The 14567-nt window shown below is 55.2% G+C and carries 14 protein-coding genes; all 14 read right to left on the minus strand.

The genetic code is table 11. From position 1 onward, the window contains the following. The gene (locus H5T67_10935; protein MBC7245825.1) at positions 1–1473 is read right to left on the minus strand and encodes a lipopolysaccharide biosynthesis protein; all 1473 of its coding nucleotides are present in this window, start codon (positions 1471–1473) and stop codon (positions 1–3) included. A gap of 13 nt (positions 1474–1486) precedes the next feature. Then, positions 1487–2203 (minus strand): class I SAM-dependent methyltransferase, encoded by a 717-nt coding sequence (locus tag H5T67_10940; protein ID MBC7245826.1) that lies wholly within the window; start codon positions 2201–2203, stop codon positions 1487–1489. Between the two features lie 34 nt (positions 2204–2237). Then, a complete protein-coding gene (locus H5T67_10945; protein ID MBC7245827.1) occupies positions 2238–3380 on the minus strand; it encodes a glycosyltransferase family 4 protein in 1143 nt (380 codons plus the stop codon). 59 nt (positions 3381–3439) lie between these two features. Then, entirely contained in the window at positions 3440–4600 is a 1161-nt protein-coding gene (locus H5T67_10950; GenBank protein ID MBC7245828.1) for a hypothetical protein, read from the minus strand. 43 nt (positions 4601–4643) lie between these two features. After that, positions 4644–5744 carry a glycosyltransferase family 4 protein gene (locus H5T67_10955; GenBank protein ID MBC7245829.1) on the minus strand — a complete coding sequence of 367 codons (1101 nt, stop codon included), beginning with the start codon at positions 5742–5744 and terminating at the stop codon, positions 4644–4646. Between the two features lie 24 nt (positions 5745–5768). Then, positions 5769–6935, minus strand: a complete 1167-nt coding sequence (locus H5T67_10960) for a glycosyltransferase (GenBank protein MBC7245830.1) — start codon at positions 6933–6935, stop codon at positions 5769–5771. Beyond that, the gene (locus H5T67_10965; GenBank protein MBC7245831.1) at positions 6932–7762 is read right to left on the minus strand and encodes a polysaccharide deacetylase family protein; all 831 of its coding nucleotides are present in this window, start codon (positions 7760–7762) and stop codon (positions 6932–6934) included. The genes H5T67_10960 and H5T67_10965 overlap by 4 nt, the downstream gene beginning before the upstream one ends. A 5-nt stretch (positions 7763–7767) precedes the next feature. Further along, positions 7768–9180: a hypothetical protein gene (locus tag H5T67_10970; protein ID MBC7245832.1), complete on the minus strand. Its 1413-nt coding sequence runs from the start codon at positions 9178–9180 to the stop codon at positions 7768–7770. Then, the gene (locus H5T67_10975; protein ID MBC7245833.1) at positions 9161–9865 is read right to left on the minus strand and encodes a class I SAM-dependent methyltransferase; all 705 of its coding nucleotides are present in this window, start codon (positions 9863–9865) and stop codon (positions 9161–9163) included. The genes H5T67_10970 and H5T67_10975 overlap by 20 nt, the downstream gene beginning before the upstream one ends. 196 nt (positions 9866–10061) lie before the next feature. Further along, positions 10062–10712 carry a hypothetical protein gene (locus H5T67_10980; GenBank protein ID MBC7245834.1) on the minus strand — a complete coding sequence of 217 codons (651 nt, stop codon included), beginning with the start codon at positions 10710–10712 and terminating at the stop codon, positions 10062–10064. Between the two features lie 81 nt (positions 10713–10793). Continuing rightward, entirely contained in the window at positions 10794–11327 is a 534-nt protein-coding gene (locus H5T67_10985) for a glycosyltransferase family 4 protein (protein ID MBC7245835.1), read from the minus strand. After that, entirely contained in the window at positions 11297–11947 is a 651-nt protein-coding gene (locus tag H5T67_10990; protein ID MBC7245836.1) for a glycosyltransferase family 4 protein, read from the minus strand. The genes H5T67_10985 and H5T67_10990 overlap by 31 nt, the downstream gene beginning before the upstream one ends. A gap of 3 nt (positions 11948–11950) precedes the next feature. Next, complete coding sequence (locus H5T67_10995) at positions 11951–13048, minus strand: glycosyltransferase family 2 protein (protein ID MBC7245837.1); 1098 nt, start codon at positions 13046–13048, stop codon at positions 11951–11953. Between the two features lie 30 nt (positions 13049–13078). Next, entirely contained in the window at positions 13079–14008 is a 930-nt protein-coding gene (locus H5T67_11000) for a glycosyltransferase family 2 protein (protein ID MBC7245838.1), read from the minus strand. Positions 14009–14567: the final 559 nt, after the last annotated feature.

Below are 14567 nucleotides of genomic sequence, written 5' to 3' on the forward strand. Positions count from 1 at the left end.
CTAATGCAAAATGCTCTCTTTTACCGTGGTCCAGACAAAGCACATGAGGCGTCTTGGTTCCAACTGATGATATATCTCGGGATAAAACATCCAAAATATGAGGGCGTACAGCATAACCCCAGCGGGGACCAAGACGGCCAGCACTGCCAGCGGCGCGGGATGGTATAGCGATAAAATCCTGTGCCCCAGGGCCACACCAAAACCCATGATATTAGCCGCTACGAAAGGCGGTCCAGTGGCATTCAATACTAAGTGAAATGACCAATCCATTGCGCGCAAAGCAATCAGCAAGTAAAGCCATGTAGCCACACCGGAGATTGCTGCCGTTGCAGCCGCGACACCTACTGCGCCATAGCGTGCACTGACCAATAAGCCAGGGAGAAAGATGGGGGTATAGACAAGGTTGAATTTCATTGGGATATCTGGTCGTCCAACAGCGTTCAGCAACTGCCCGGCATGTGCACTAATACTGCGTCCCAAGGCGTAGATCGCTAGCAGGCGCAAAGGCATTACTGCAGGTTGCCAACGCGAGCCAACGAGCGCGATAATCAGTTCATTGGCCAAGATGACCATGCCTACCAAAATAGGGAATCCCAACAGCGCTGAGAGACGCATAGCTGTAACAAACGTCCTCTGCAACTCCTCACGCTGGTGTTGCAGTTGGGCAAACACTGGAAAACTGGCTCGACCAACAATTAGGCTGATCGTAGTGACGGGCAACATGGCTAGATTATATGCTAGGAGGTATATGCCAAGCACCGCCGGACCAAGCTGCTGACCCAAGATGAGATAGTCAGCATTGTGGTTCAAGTAGGCTAACCCATCGCTCACAAACATGTTACGGCCATAAATAATTAACCCGCTGTAGTGACGCTTGCTTGCCCAACCCGATGGACGCCAACGGCATAGCCACCAGTTCATCAGCGTGCTCACACATTGGGCAGCCAGCCGCCCCAGCACAAGCGACCAGACACCAAACCCAGCAGCAGCCAGTCCCACTGCAACGAGCGCATTGCTCAATGCCGAACTGACTGCGACCTTCATCACCGGGTCGAACCGCAGCTCCTTAACCAATAGGGTGGTATGTACATTTCCCAATGCAGTAATGCAATAACCAAGGGCATAGACCAGCAGGATTGGCTGCACAAGCGGAGCACGGTAGAACTCGGCAGCCCAACCACTGATGAGGGCTTGGAGTACACCTAATCCTACACCCACGCCGAGCCCTAGCCAGAAAGCAGCGTTGGTGTACTCCTCAGTTTCATCGCGTTTATGGATGAGTGCGCTACCGATGCCCAGATTGCCCAACAAAGTGACTGCTTCAGAGACTGTCAAAGCCATCGTTACCAAACCAAAGTCCTGGGGAAGGAGCAAACGTGCCAGCAGAATATTGCTGATAAAGGCCGTTGCCCGCTCAGCGAACACACCAACCCCTATGGTTATGACACCCCGACGTATGCTTAGTTCGTGCACGGCGCAACCTTCACTAGAAATTGCAGCGAAAAAACGAGGGGAACCGACGCGCAAGGCACTTATACCATGAGAGGGGCAACATACGTGGGCGAGCAACGGTCATGGCATCGTAGAAGCGCTGTGAGATGCTGAAACCAGCCAATGTGACCAAACGCTCGAAGCCACGCAATGTGAAAAAGCGTATATGAACGTAATTCCATTCCTCTGAGGTCTCAGTATGTGCATGCCATGGCAATACAAGGTTGCCACCAACCAAAACCCGCAGCCGCATGTACCAGAAAAAATGATTGGGTACTGCTAGGATGGCATAGCCATCTTTTCGAAGGACCCTCCGTATCTCCTGTAGGACAAATTTTGGGTCAAACAGATGCTCTAACAGATCAGTGCAGATAACAATGTCGAAATGCTCGTCTGGAAACGGTATCCCTTGCTCTTCCACATTTACTTGATGAGTTACCAGTCCTCGCTTAGCAGCGAATTCCAGAGCGGGTCCCGAGATATCAATGCCGTGAACTTCGTTAGATCGGGTCAAAAATTGGACTTGTACCCCAGGTCCACACCCAACATCCAAGATGCGTTTTCCTGTTAACAATGTAGGAAAACAAAACCTAATCCGATCCTGGGGCCTATTGAGATCATCGAGCAGTGAGCTCTTGGCATACGCGTTCTCGTAGAAATCTGCCACCCCTGTCCTGGGGCTCTGTTGAGTTGGTGGGGCATTATTGGTCATAAGCAGTCAACGCCTTAGTAGTCAGATAGCAGAGTTAGACAAAGCGTTGGTAGACCTCTGTACGCATCCTGCGGACTATCACAGACCAATCTAATTCTCGGCATGCGAACTCACGCGCCGCTTTTCGCATCCTGTTGGCTAATGCTGCGTCACGGAGTATTTGTATAATGCGCTGCGCAATAGCAGAGGGATTGCGGGGGTCTATGGTAAACCCTGTTACTCCATCATCCACAAACTCGCCGATGCCCCCAATAGCAGATGTAATAACGGGCACTTGGCACGCCATTGCCTCAAAAAGTACGCGAGGAGTCACGCGGCTCAACCGGGGTAGGACAAATACGTCCGTGGCAGAGTAGAAAAGAGGAAGCCTCTCTAAAGCCACTGGCCCATGCCACTGCACTTGGTTTGTGAGGTCCGCGTGTTGTACTACCTCCTGTAATTTATGCAAGTCTGGGCCACTGCCTACTATATGTAATACAACATCCGGTATATCCTTTGCAATGGAACCCATTGCCTCAATGAGATACTCAGCACCGTTTTCCTTTTGGAGCCGACCCACGAACAGTACACTGGGAGAATCACCCCAACCCAATTCTGCTCGCGCTCCTGATATGGGCTGAAATACGTTTGTATCAACTCCTAGAGGTATCTGGACAACACGTTCTGGGCTAGCTCCTGAAATTACCCACCACTTTTGCATCTCCGCGCTTGTAGCAATAATACAAGCACAATATTTTGCAGATAGTCGCGCAGCTACCTTATACACCTGAGTCGTAAGCCAATCAAATTCGTTGATGTTTTCAATCCGCTCAAATATGTTACCCGGTGTGGTCAGTATCACAGGCGTTCCATTGCTAAGGAACGCGAAGATGGCCGTTGCAAGATATTCAGGCACATGGATAATGTCTACTCTGCCCAATCTTCTGATATCGAGCCAACCTCGAAGTACAGTAAGCATACGCCCCGCTATATTGCGGTAACCCATGGGAGGGACGGGAAAAAAGTGCATCAGTGCACCTTTGGGTGGCTTTGCACCCTTTGGGTAAGGTGGAGCAACAATGTGTACCTCATCCCCAAGGGCGACCAAATGCTTTGCCCAGTTCCACACCAGGTCGCTTAATCCAGTGATGCCGGGCCGGCCGCGTTCGAAGATGTAGTCAAAGAGCACGATTTTCATCCTATACCTCGTGGTATCGGCGTCAATTTGCGTCTTGTTCCTTAAGACGAAACCAGGGTTTAGAAAATCTTGTAGTAGAGGAAAAATTTGGCATAGAGCATTATCCAGAAAACACTAAGCAGGGTCATCCCGCTATAAAGAAGGAGTTGGCCGTATTGAATAGAGAACACGTTGCTATATTTACCCATGTTTCCAGCACAGCCGTCAAAACCGATAGTGGCTAAGCCAGCCAGGAGAAACTGCCGCCCCAGGCTTGAATTCAGCATGTACTGGTTGCGTCCGAGGAACAGCAGCGGCACAGCCACAATGGCGTTATATAGGAAGAGCTCTCTGTCCAACCGTCTCAACCGATAAGTCCCTATAGCGGTCGCTAGTAGAAGCCCCACGTTCAGCACCTGGTTCAGCACGTCATACGCCCATGCCACAAGCGGGTTGGCTGAAGAATGGGTTCCAGTGCGCAACGTCAGGTACATCCACCAGAACCCGGTCTTCCAGGAGAACGAGTTCTCCAACGGGTTCTCTGGCGACTCTTTGAGACACCACAGGCAGTCACCCCAGTGCCATCCGTACAGCAGGCAGAAAAGAACGAAGGGCAACAGAGCCACTGCCGCAAAAGCCGACGCCCGCCGCCAGCCATTGCGCCGCCACAACAGCACGGTCATTGCCAGCACGGGCAGCGCCGCCAACTCCTTGGAGAGCATGGCGAGAGCAAAACAAGCGCTGTATGCCAATAGCTGATCCCGCAGATAATAGTAAAACCCTGCCAACAGGAAGAGCATCAGCAGCGGCTCGTTTAACCCAAGGTGTGCGGCGAAGAAGAGCCAGGGCAACAGGCTATAGAACAACGCCAGTTGGAACGGCTGGCGCGTATACCGGGCAGCAATCTTGTGAAAGTACACGGCAGAGAGCGATGCCGCGCCAATGCCGATGATGAGGAACGCGACATGCCTCTCCCATGGGAATACGATATTGGCGAGAAGGGGGAGCAAGATGCGCTTGTGCCAGCTCAATAGCGTGATGGGTTGCGGTGGCCACAGGTTCTGCGAGATGCGGTAGTACATATTGCCGTCGTGCAGGCTGAGCTCCGAGAAATATGGCAGCGGCATCCAAATCATGGCAAAGAGCTGCACCGCGGCGTGGACCGCCAGATTGATGCCGAGGATCTGGAGTTCCTCTTTGCCCCAGAAGCCGCAGACGCGTTGCCAGAAGTTTCTGCTCATCCTCGTCAGTATGTTTTGCTCGGAAATACCTGTCCCTCCAGAGTCAGAACACTGCATGTGCATACACATCCAGGGTCTCACTTGCTTGCCGCTGCAGCGAAAAGCGCTCCGCCTGCTGTAGCGCAGCTTGCGCTGCAGTGGCATGACGCTCTGCATCGCTCACCAGGGTAGCTATCGCCTGCGCCATAGTTTCCACATCCACAGGATCCACCAGCACGCCGCCAGCGCCCACTACCTCCGGCAAGGAGGCGCGGTTGGCGGCAATCACCGGCGTGCCGCAGCTCATTGCCTCCAACGCTGGCAAACCGAAGCCTTCGTACAGCGAGGGCAGCACGAATACATCCGCCACATTGTACAGGAACGGCAGGTCCTCATCCGGCACGTGGTCCAGGAAACGGACTTTGCCTTTCAGCCCCAGTTGGGCTACCTGTGCCAGCAACTTTTCCCGTTGCGCCCCAAAATGGGCTGCGCCAGCCTTGATCAGCCGCGCAGACGGCACTTGCTGCTGCACGATGTGGAATGCTTGTAGCAATGTGGCAAGGTTCTTGCGCGGGTCCTCCGAACCCACGTACAGGATGTAACGCAGGCCTTCGTCCAAGCTGTATTTTCGGCGAAAGGCGGCTGGAACGGTCAGGGATCTGAATTGCTCCCGGTCCACGGCGCGATAGATCACTTGAGTGCGCTCGGAGGGATAGCCTAATGCCTCCACAAGACAGCTTCTGGTGAACTGGGAAATGGCAATGAGGCGCTCTGCGTGGCGCAGGGCGTACAGCGCCAGGCGGTCGAAAAGACGCTCCAAGGGCGTGTGGTACGTGCTCAAAGCCGGGTCATTCCGCACCAGGTACGGGATGATATCGTGTACCGTTATCACCGTGCGCGGCAGGCGCTGGAACAAGAGCAGCGTCGCCAGCGTCTGGCTGGCCAGATGGCAGAGGGAGACGTCATCGATGCGCACCGCAAGCGGATAAGAGGCGAAGAACGCCTCGGCATCCAGGTGTAGCGCCTTGCCCATGCGCACCAGCGCCTTTGGGAGCGGTGAATGGGGATGGATGAGCGCCACATCCACTCCCCGGTCCTGCAGGCCTTGATAGAGGCTCAGAGCATAACGCCGCAGGCCGGTCATTTGCTTGTCAGCTTTGGTCACTAGGGCAACCTTCATTTCCCCATCTCACCACTGGTGTCTGCGCGTGAGCAAATGGAGCAAGGGCAGGCTCCAGGCGACGAAATCTACGAACATGTAAAGCGGAAGAAGCCCGTACTGCTTCCAGCCGATGGCAACCCCCTGGTACAGGCTGGTAAAGCGGGCGTAGCGCACCCTTGCCAGCAGTGCATGGGCGAGCAGCACTGCCCAGAGGGCAAGGAATATTGGCCCTACCACAAGGCCAAGGAAGGGCAACAGGAGCATCGTCCAGCCTGCCAGTGTGGCGCGCAAAGCCTGCCATGCCTCGTTATAGGCACCAAACTTTGGCCCGTGCAGCAGCAGGTTGCGCACCCAACGCGACTGGCAACGCCAGAGGGAGCGGAAGGTGGCCGGGTACTCTGTCGCGATAGCGCTCTCTCGCACATAACGGATACGGTGACCCGCATGCAGCAGGAGCTTGGCCATATAATAGTCCGTGCCTGTTTGTACCTCACCAGGGAACCCGCCTATCTCGTCCAGTGCAGAACGCTTCACTGCCCAGTTACGACCTTCGATACCTGAGATAAACTTGGGCTGCTTAGCACTTACGAATGAATCTGTGCACCATTGGTAGATGACAAAGGGATTATCTAATTGGCTCCGCAGAGGTCGCGATGTGCCTGTGGCAACGTCCTCTCTTTCGTGCAATAGCGGTGTCAGCGTCTGTGCGAAGGAGCCGTCATCGAGCAGCGAGTCAGCATCGGTGAGGAAGAGGATTGCGCCGCTTGCGTGCTCCAGACAGCGCTGCAGCGCCCGCTGCTTCCCCTCGCCAGGCTGCTGCTCCAGCACAATGACCTGCTCTCCGGCGTACCGACGCGCTATTTCGTACGTCACGTCCGGTCCTCCGGCGCACAAGACCAGTTCCTTGTCGGGATATTGCAACCCCAGGAAGGACTGGATGTGCTGTTCGATCATCTCTGCCTCGTTCCATGCCGCTACTAAGACGCTGACTTTGGGCAAGGGAACAGAGGGGCTGGGGAGCTGGTAAGCGGAGGAGCTGGGGGGCGAGGAAGCAGGGGGGCGGAGGCGCAGGGCGAGTGCGCGGTCACAACGCCACTGCCACCAGTTCCAGGCTGTTACAGCCATCAGGCCTACGGCCAATAGCCCAGCGGACTGATAGTTCAGGCTTGCCCACAGAGTATACAGCGGGTTCATTCCATAGTCACTCTGCTTCTACCAAACCGACGTATGAAGTCGGACAAGGCTCGCCATAGGTCGAGATAGCCATTCACCAGGGAGATGAACCTGGCCAGAGAAGTATCGCCGCGCATCACATCGCGTGTCAAGCAGAAGAGATCACTGCCTTTCCCGTTTCCCCACAGCACTCCCGCGAGATAGGCGCTGGTATACCCCGCTTCCCTGACAGCAGCCTGCTCTCGTTTACCTGCTCGTCCGTAGGGATAGGCAAAGGGAATACTATTCCTTCCTGTAAGCCGCTGGAGATAGGCCAAGGATTCCTTCAGTTCATACATTAAAGCTTGCTCAGTGAGCGCAGGAAGTGCGGCATGGGTAACGGTATGGCTACCCAGCTCAAAGCCCATTTCCACCAATTGAGTGAGTTGTTCTTTGCCCATCAACGGTCTGAGCGGGTGAGTCTTGCTCCAATCACTAACCTGCCCAACCTTTCCTGTGGGTACAAAGACCGTAGCGCTAAAGCCGTAACGATGCAACACAGGTAAAGCTGTGTCAAAGAAGTCATGTAAGGCGTCGTCGAAGGTCAAGACAATAGTCTGCGGTAGATCGAGTCCCTGACTGATCGCCATTCTGAGTTTATCGGTAGAGATAACTCTGAAACGGTTTCTAGCCAGCCATTCTATTTGTTGGACAAACAAGCTCGGTGGAACTGCCAGTGGATCAGAGGGCTCATCCGCAATACTGTGATAGAGCAGGGTGCGCGCTCGTCTACCACGCCACCACCCCCATATTATGGCCAGTTTGCGAACCATTCTCTCTACCGTTTGGTCCTGTCTCACGTTGGTCATCTGCACTACTTCCATAGCAGTTCCGACGCACATATCTCTGCCCAAGGTGCACCTTTCAGCCAACGATAAAGGACATCGCTGCCACGCTGCAGTTCAATGGTCCTCTTATCTTCACGGTAATGCATCCGCTGTCCACGCAGGAGGCAGGGAGTTTCGTAAGGCGTGGTGTGTAGTGCGTGTTCCGTGTTGCGTGTTACCTTTTCCGTTTTGCGCTTTTTTCTTCCTCTGTGCCCTGGCCCCTTGGCTACTTTCCTTCTCTGCTCCTTCGCTTCCTCGCTTCCCAGCTCCTCTGTTAAGTAGCGGAACGCTTTGTCGTTCCAGCCGCACACGGGCAGGAGGTCGCGGAATTCGGGCAAGGGGCCTGATGGGCGCTGTGTTATTTGGGATGCAAAGCCCCAGGCAGTGCGGAAGGCTCCGCTGGGTTGTTGCCCTTGTAGCAGCCAGAGGCGGGTGGGTTGTGGGTCGGCATCGAAGCCGTATGCCTGGAGCAGTGCCATCGCCCGCAAGATGTCGCCTACAGCAGCGATCCATTGCGGATAGCGGTTGACCCGCCCGCCGGAGTAGATAACCTGCGGGAAGCTGCCATCGTCGTAGCGCCAGCGCAGGACAAAGGCCATTGCTCGCCAGGCGGCATCCAGATAACGCTCGTCCCTTGTCCATTCATATCCTACCACTAGTCCTGGCACACAGCGTGCAATGTAGTAAGGGAAGAACTTGGGCACTGGCTTTCCATTCTGGCCGTATTGATAGATGGCTCCATCCAAGGGGCCGCCGCACACCTGGTGGGCCAAGATAGCGTCCCATACCGGCTGAGCGTAGGATTCTGCCCACGTGCTGTCTCCGCTGAGTTGTGCCATCTTGGTCAATACTTCGCTCAGCGTGGCGCTCTTGTTGGGAACGAAGGAGGGGATAGAGGGATGATCGCGAAAGGTACGCCTTTCTTCATCCCACAGCACGCTGATGTAATAACTGCGTAGGTTGCGCTCGGCAGTCGCCAAATAAGTCCGCCAAGTTACATCCCCCTCCTCGCGCAATGTCTCTGCCAGGAGCAAGAGGGCAAGATCGCAGGCCGCCTCGTGGGGTGTCCCACCGCTATAAGGATTCAGCTCGAAACTAGAGTGGCGGAAGTTGCCGTTGGGCAATTGGCCCTGTACTAGGTCGTCCCCTGCCTGGCGGGCTTTGGCGAGCCAGCTCTCCTCACCGGTCTGATGGTACAGGTTCAGATAGCCGATGATGATGCCCTCGTAGCGCCAGTCCAATCCCGCGCCGGTGAACTGCAGGCAATTCTGCCACCAGTGCGCCACAGGCCCGCCATAGCCATCGGGGCCGCGCATCGTTTCCAGCCAGGCATCCAAATTGACCACAGCGCTGCCCAGGATTCTCGCCTTGGATTCACCGTTAGGGCAGTTGACGACCACTTGTCTTACAAGCGACTCCCAGCAAGGTAAAGCCACCGGCCTTCGGTATGACCGACAAGAGGCGCGCTATCAAAGGCATCACGACAAAGTGCCCTGTTGCTCGAAGTGCCATTCCAACGACATCCAGCCTCTGAAGTGCTTTCCACCTTATACTTGCCTGATGCAACAGGTTATCACCCAAAAGTGGGCTCCGTATGATAGCCACCAGGTTAAGTCCTGCGTTTTTGAAGCACCATTCGAGAGCAGACCGGGTCCATAGGGTCAGATGGTGAGGGGGCAAGTCCACCTCCGGAGCAAACCACTGCGGCCAGCGTTGATGACCTGGCACAGTGCATACCACATGTCCCCCTGGAACAAGCATCTTACCGAGTCCCTGAACTACATTCACTGGATCTTCCAGGTGTTCCAGAACGTCAAACAGACAGATAACATCGAAGCAGAGATCCCGGGGATTCGCCAAGAGATCCTCTATAGAGAGAGCCTGTACGTTAGTCACTCTGTAGAGTTCACAGGCTGTCTGCACCGCCGATGGGTCACTGTCAATCCCGGTAATCCTGTATCCCTGTGCTGCCGCCAATCTCAGAAACATTCCACTGCCGCATCCCACCTCTAAAAGCTTCCCCCCAGGATTTAGCTTCAGGGAGAAGAACGACCGGTATCTCCAATCCCGGCGAATGGCGAACATCGGGACGGCTATCTCTCTTTCTCTCCTCTCAGAATACAATGAGGATTGCTCATACCACCGAGCGCCGGGGGACTGCATCGGATCACTGAAACGGAGCTGGCACGACGGGCATTTATATAGAGTGTAATCCCCGACTTGTGCCAGCGGTTTTGATGCTATTGTTGAACATACCGGGCAATGCATCACTTCGATGCCTCTACTTTCTCCTCGCTACGGCCACCCCAACGGGGGCCCAAAGTGCCTGCCACCCGCTCACCACATACCCGGCCCGCATTCTGTGCAGGCAACGGTCCGCCAGGTCGCCCCGGCCCAAGCGCTCCATCAGCCGGAAGGCATAGCCCCAAAGAATGCTACGTGGGCCATGGAAACCATAGAGGACCTCGATGGCAAAATCGCCGTGTCGTAGCCATTGCATCACCTGCTGCAATCCTAGCGGGTGCTTGTCCGGGCGCTCGCCATTGCCCTGCCACTCCGGTAGAAAGCGGGCCAGCCGGCTAGAAAAAATGACGCACAGTTTCCCACCCGGGAGCAGCGCCTGGCGCACGCGCTCCGGCACTTGCCTGTCATCGGCCAACTCTGGCTCAGCCCAGATAGCGCAATAAGCACAAAGATTAAGGTGCTGGGGGGCTAGGGAGAATGCAGCAGGGTCTACTTCTACCCCGAGCCACCTCTGCAGGTCACTTGCCCATAGACCCCATTCCCCTATTGCAACGAGTAGTATCTTGCAACCATGCAGGCGCTTGAGCAATTCGCGTGCGTAGAAGGGACTGCTGGCAAAGAGCACGATGGGCCCTCCCGTACGATGCGCCTCTACCGCGCAGAGGTCAAAAGCGTATTGATACTCCAAACTAGGCTGCATGGGTGCTAGAGTGCAGAGAAGCACTACGGAAAACGAAAACGGAACACGCTACTTATCACTCGTCACTCCTTACTCACCCCATGCGAGCACCTCCTCATACACCCGCACCAGCCGCGGAATAATCTTTGGCCAGGCATATTTCTCTACCACCTTGGCACGGCCGCGCTCGCCCATTTCTTGCCGACGGCGAGGATCGTCTAACAACATGCTGATCTTCTCCGCCAGCTCATGCGCATCCCCTGGCTGAACCAACAGTCCGTCTTCGCCATTGCTCACGACTGAGCGTACACCGGGCAGATTGCTGGCAATAACCGGTTTTCCGCATGCCATGGCTTCCAGCAGCACCAAGCCAAAGGCTTCGCCCATCGTTGTAGAGGGGAGCACGAGCACGTCGCACAGGGCGTAGTGGGCAGGCAATTCTGTATCCGACACCTGACTACAGAAAATGACCTGCTCGTCTAATCCCAAGCGTAAGGCGCGCTGCTGATACGCCGGGCGCAGATTCCCTTCGCCGACTACCAATAGCCGGACATGTCTATTGCACACATAGATCAGTGATTGCAGCAGTACTGTCATTCCCTTGAAGAAATGGGCGCGGTCCAATGCAATGCCCCTACGAACAGGATCACGCGTTCATCTGTTGCCAGTCCATAGTGCGTGCGTAATGCCTTGGCATCTATGGCGGGATAGAAGCGGCCGGCATCCACGCCATTGGGTAGTTCGTCTACGGCTGCCGGCTTTGCCTGCAGCAACTCTCGCAGTCGTGAGGCACGAGCGTAATCCCATGAGGTGGCCAATACTCTGGCCGCTCGCTCCAAAATGTGCTTGCCCAGGATACGATAGTGCAGCTTTTCAAGAAGGCTTAGAAGGCCAGGAAAGAGCACATCCTGATGGTATGTGATAACATACGGCAAGCTATTTCTCATTGCTTTGTAGAAAATCAGCTCTGCACCAGAGTAAAACGGGTAGTGCAGGTGTATGAGATCAAACCCCTCGAGTTGCAGCAATCCGGGCAAAAGGGGCGCGTTGCCAATATGCAACCACGGCCGCAGGCGCTGCACCGTGATTTCCTGGGGGTAGACGGGCTGGCATGGTGGGTAATCGGCGGTGAACACCGTTACCTCATGTCCCAGGCGAGCCAGGCCGAGGGCGTTGTAATAACAAACTATGCCGGTGCCAGCGTAATGCGGGGGAAAGGTAGCGGTAACATGGGCGATACGCACGCCTTACCACCTAATCAAGGCCAGAGCCAGTTTGTGCAGGATGAAAAACAAAGGGTTCAAGACGAGGCCGGCTAGGCGTCCAACTAAGCTGGTATCTAACTGCTCATACGGGAGGCGGTATGCACAGTACCTGAGGAGATCGCGATCGGGCACTTTTCTCTGAGCTTGCACCTGCCTGCGCTTTCTCATCACTTCCTGCCAATGGGCCGCGATCCAGCGGTAGGCCCGGACTTTGTTACGCCAGTGCAGGTGGTCACGCAGCAGTGTAAAGGCCCAGGTCACCCCTTCGGCCAGAAGCAGCGCCGGCAGGAGGATGAGCAACGTCGCCCAGCGCAGCCCTTTGAGCAACATCAGATAGCGATTGCGCTCCTGATAGAAAGTCTTCAACGGGCCAAAACGCAGGGTATAGTCATGTAACACGATGGAGGAGGGGACATACAGGCAACGGTAGCCAGCCAGACACGCGCGCCAGGAGAGGTCCGTGTCCTCCATGTACAGGAAAAAAGCCTCGTCAAATCCGCCCAGCGCGGCGAAAAGATCACGGCGGATGGCGAAAGCTGCACCTGAGACTGCACTCACTTCTTCCAAGTGTGGGAAAGCGTCGTACATCATGCCAAAGCCACGGCATAGCGTTAGCCCGGTATAATGCACCTCATTGCCGCAGGTGTTGATGCGTTCTGGATCAGCCAGCAACAAGATCTTAGGTGTGGCCAACCCAGCCTGGGGGTCCGCCTGTAGAGCTGCGATGAGCGCCTCCAACCATCCAGGCTTCACTACCGTATCAGGGTTTAGGAATGCCAGGTATTGTCCCCGTGCGTATCGCGCTGCCGCATTGCAGCCTGGCCCAAATCCCAGGTTGGCTTGGTTGCAGATGACCCTTACGCTGGGAAAGGCTCGCTGTGCATAGGACACGCTGTCGTCTGTGGAGGCATTGTCCACTAAAATAATCTCATGCGGAGGGAGGTTATTGCTCAGCAGCGAACGGAGGCATGCTTCTAAGTAATGCCTTCCGTTGTAGTTGACGATGATCACACTGACAAGGGGGTGTGCTTTTTCCCCGTGGGTTGGCATGAGGGCGGCATTGTGTTTGTCAGCAGGCATACCCCGGTGAGCCATTGGTCGTATGCAGTGTCACTCTCGCTTTTGAACTAGTTCGAGGAGCAACGCGCGGAGAGTGTGCAAGGTAATGCCAGTGGAAAGGACCACGCTGCCAACGATGCACAGGAGCACAGCAAGCATGGCATAGCCAATGGCCAGTTCCTGTACTTTGCGATAGATGTCCACAACTCGATAGCCCCACCAGAGGCCAAAGAGCAGCATCGCCAGGCCAGGCACGCCGAAGAAGAGCAGCGGGCGGTGCTGGCCCATCAACTGGAGAATGCCGTTCAGTACTTCGAGCCCTTGGACAATGATGTTGCGTTTTGGGGCATCCGTGTAATTGACCGAGATGGGTACTTCCATGATTCTCAGGCCAAGTTCCTTGGCCAGGAATTGCATCTCTGATTCCACGGAGAAGCCACGAGCCCGGAGAACAATGCTGGCAAGGGCTTCCTCTGAGAAAGCCCGGAACCCGGTCTGGGAGTCGCTCACCCTCACTCCAGAACCCAGGTTGGAAGCCAGTGTTAGGGCATGCATTCCGAGAACGCGCAGGCGAGGGATATGGCTTCGCACGCCCAGAAAACGAGAACCCACCGCCATATCCGCTTTCCCTTCAAGCACTGGACGAAGGACCATCGGGATTTCCTTAGCCTGGTGCTGGCCATCGGCGTCTAGGATCACTACTGCTTGCGGCAACAGCTTCCGCGCAGCGCGGAAACCGGTGCTCAGAGCAGCGCCCTTCCCCAGGTTCTGGGGGTGGCGGATGACCAGCGCTCCTGCCGCTTCCGCGATCTCCGCGGTAGCATCGGTCGAACCATCATCAACAACAATGACCACATCCACGTACTTGTGTACTTGCAGCACTACACTGCCAATAAAGCGCTCTTCGTTATGCGCAGGGATGATGGCTGCAGTCTTGACTTGAGGAATCTGTTCTGAGTCTTTTGCACTAGCTTCAGACATCGGCTAACTCTGAAATCCTGCTTAATTGGGGTGAATACAAGGCAGGCTCCGCCGTTGTGTGCCTGCGTTGAAAAGCAGCACCGCTACATTTGCTGGGGCGTACTTCGAGGTCGCGGTGCTCTAAGTTGAGCATGCTCACCATCGTGGGAGCCCAGCCATGTTTTCGTATCCGAGGACAAGCGGCAGTCAGTGGCGGCTTTCTCCGGCACCTTCTATTCAGATCTTTTCATCCGCTTGGTTAGTGTATATTATAAATGGGTTTCATCGCAAGTCAAAATACGACGCAAGGTAAGTGTTCAGATTAGGGCTAGGTTCAGTGGGTTGTGGATAGCTCGGCTTCTACTATTAGTGCCTAGCTATCGTGGCACTACTACATCTTGTGACATGAGCTTGCTCGCTTAAGATTCTTTACCTCAAATCTGAACAGTTACGCAAGGTAATTGTTCAGATTAGGGCTAGCTGTGGTATACTGAGCACATGACACTGGAAGAAGAAGTCGTTGCCCTCCGTGCTGAGAACAATACTTTGCGCGCACAAGTAGCTGCCTTGCAAGAGGAGC

It is taken from the genome of Chloroflexota bacterium, from assembly GCA_014360905.1.
Classification (GTDB): Bacteria; Chloroflexota; Anaerolineae; order UBA2200; family UBA2200; genus JACIWX01.

Excerpts from the sequence above, each read along its gene's own strand:
- H5T67_10940 (MBC7245826.1), bottom strand. The coding sequence starts at position 2,203 with ATGACCAATAATGCCCCACCAACTCAACAGAGCCCCAGGACAGGGGTG.
- H5T67_10945 (MBC7245827.1), bottom strand. The coding sequence starts at position 3,380 with ATGAAAATCGTGCTCTTTGACTACATCTTCGAACGCGGCCGGCCCGGC.
- H5T67_10950 (MBC7245828.1), bottom strand. The coding sequence starts at position 4,600 with ATGAGCAGAAACTTCTGGCAACGCGTCTGCGGCTTCTGGGGCAAAGAG.
- H5T67_10960 (MBC7245830.1), bottom strand. The coding sequence starts at position 6,935 with ATGAACCCGCTGTATACTCTGTGGGCAAGCCTGAACTATCAGTCCGCT.
- H5T67_10965 (MBC7245831.1), bottom strand. The coding sequence starts at position 7,762 with ATGACCAACGTGAGACAGGACCAAACGGTAGAGAGAATGGTTCGCAAA.
- H5T67_10975 (MBC7245833.1), bottom strand. The coding sequence starts at position 9,865 with ATGTTCGCCATTCGCCGGGATTGGAGATACCGGTCGTTCTTCTCCCTG.
- H5T67_10995 (MBC7245837.1), bottom strand. The coding sequence starts at position 13,048 with ATGCCTGCTGACAAACACAATGCCGCCCTCATGCCAACCCACGGGGAA.
- H5T67_11000 (MBC7245838.1), bottom strand. The coding sequence starts at position 14,008 with ATGTCTGAAGCTAGTGCAAAAGACTCAGAACAGATTCCTCAAGTCAAG.